Annotated in this window: 2 protein-coding genes; both read left to right on the forward strand. The window is 68.5% G+C overall.

What is annotated here, in order from left to right; genetic code table 11:
* The coding region (locus tag ACFU8W_RS52295) for a condensation domain-containing protein (protein ID WP_384052939.1) at positions 1-1,025 on the forward strand (1,025 nt) is incomplete at its 5' end.
* On the forward strand, positions 1,018-2,378 hold a 1,361-nt coding region (locus ACFU8W_RS52300), incomplete at its 3' end, for an amino acid adenylation domain-containing protein (RefSeq protein ID WP_384052941.1). The genes ACFU8W_RS52295 and ACFU8W_RS52300, both read left to right, overlap by 8 nt.

Consider the following 2,378-nt stretch of genomic DNA (forward strand, 5'->3'; position numbering starts at 1 on the left):
CCTACCGGGACTACGTGTCCTGGCTCCAGCGGCAGGACCTGCGCGAGGCCGAGGAGTACTGGCGCGAGACCCTGCACGGCGTCGAGGAGGCCACCCCGCTGAGCATCGAACGGTACGCGGCCACGGGGACGACGCCGTCCGGCGCGAGCGACCAGGAAGAACTCGACGTGCTCTTCGACGCCGAGGACACCCGCCGGCTGCACGCGCTGGCCAAGACCAACCGGCTGACCCTCAACACCGTCCTCCAGGGTTGCTGGGCGCTCCTGCTCGGCCGCTACACCGGCGCCGACGACGTGGTCTTCGGAACGGTGGTCTCCGGGCGCCCGGCCGACGTGGAGGGCATCGAACGCACCGTCGGCCTCTTCATCAACACGCTCCCCGTCCGGGTGGGGCTGCCCGGGCAGAGCACCGCGCTCGCCTGGCTCCAGGACCTGCAGGAACAGAACCTGCGGATGCGGCAGTACGAGTACAGCCCGCTGGGGAAGGTCCAGCGGTGGAGCGGGCTCCCCACCGGCGTCCCCCTCTTCGAGACCCTCTTCGTCTTCGAGAACTACCCGGTGGCGAAGGACGACTTCGCAGCTCTGCGCATCGACCTCACCCGCTCCGAGGAACGGATCGACTACGCCATCGGCCTGGTGGCGACCGTTGCGCAGGACCGGCTCCTGATCACCGTGCAGTACGACACCGGGCGCTTCGAGCGGGACGCGATCGAGCGGATGCTCGGCCATCTCCGCAGCGTCTGCTCCCGGATCGCCCGGGAGCCGGAGGTGAGGCTGAGCGGGATCACCGTCCTCACGGAGGAGGAGCGGCAGCAGATCCTCCGCCAGGGCAACTCCACGACCGAGCAGGCAGCGACCGACGCCGACTTCGACCTGTCGGCCTACGCGGCGGGGATCAGGAACGCGGAAGAGCGCGAACTCCTTGAGCAACTCGTCGCCGAGGTTCAGGGAATGTCGCCGAGCGATTTCCAGGACCGGACTCCGAGTGCTTCACCGGCTATCGAGACGAGTGACGATCATGAGTGAACTGCTTCCTCGCCTGGAGAACCTGACTGCGGAGCAGCAGGCGATGCTGCGCCTGAGGCTTCAGCAGATCAAGCAGCAGTCAGCGCGTCCGGCGCCCTTTCACGAGCTGTTCGCGGCCCAGGTCCGCCGATGTCCCGACCGGATCGCCGTGACCTTCGGCGACTACCAGCTCAGTTACGCGGGTCTGGACCGGTGGTCGAACCGGCTTGCGCGTCTGCTGCGGGATCGTGGTGTCGGGCGGGAGAGTCTGGTCGGTCTGTGTGTGCCGCGTTCGGTGGAGATGGTGGTCGGTCTGCTGGCGGTGCTGAAGGCGGGCGGGGCGTATGTGCCGCTGGATCCGGCGTATCCGCGGGAGCGTCTGGCGTACATGGCCGAGGACGCGGGGCTGCGGGTGGTGTTGGCCGAGCGGTCGGCGGCCGGGGTGCTGCCCGAGTCCGATGCGCTGGTTCTGACCGTCGAGGACGTCTGGCCGGAGCTCGACCGGTGGCCCGACACGCCCCTGGAGACGGGCGGAACCTGCGACGACCTGGCGTACGTGATCTACACCTCCGGTTCCACGGGCCGGCCGAAGGGCGTGCAGATCACCCATCGCGGCATCCGCGGCATCGCCCGGTGGCAGCACGAGAACTATGGCCTGGACACACCGCAGCGGGTACTGCAGGGAACATCGCTGAGCTTCGACATCTCGGTGTGGGAGTTCACGGCGGCGCTGCTGTCGGGCGGCACCCTGGTGCTGCCGCCCGCCGGGCTGAAGATGATCGGTTCCGATCTCGCCGATCTTCTCGTCGAGCAGGCCGTCGAGAACATCAACCTGACACCGGCGGCGCTCGCCACGCTTCCCGAGGAATCGCTGCCCTTCCTGCGCTGTGTCTCCGTCGGCGGTGAGACGTGTCCTCTCGATCTCGTCCGCACCTGGTCTCCCGGCCGGTCGTTCTTCAACGGCTACGGCCCTTCGGAGGCCACCATCGCGGTGAGCGTGGCCCGCTTCGGGCCCGAACTGGAACGCGTCCACATCGGCCGTCCCATCGACGGCGCGCGGCTGTACGTTCTCGACTCCCGTCTCCAGCTCCAGCCGGTGGGTGTCGCCGGTGAGCTGTACATCGGTGGGGCGGGTCTGGCGCGCGGCTATCTGGGGCGTCCCGAGCTGACCGCCGAGGCGTTCATCGCGAACCCCTTTGACGAGGAGGCGGGCGGCCGGCTCTACCGGACCGGTGACCGCGCGCGCTTCCTGCCCGACGGGAACGTCGAGTTCCTGGGCCGGGTCGATGATCAGGTGAAGGTTCGTGGTTTTCGTATTGAGTTGGGTGAGGTCGAGGTCGCGCTGGTGGGGCATCCGTTGGTGCGTGGTGCTGC

The sequence above is a fragment of the Streptomyces sp. NPDC057565 genome, assembly GCF_042801455.1.
GTDB classification, from domain to species: Bacteria; Actinomycetota; Actinomycetes; order Streptomycetales; family Streptomycetaceae; genus Streptomyces; species Streptomyces yanii.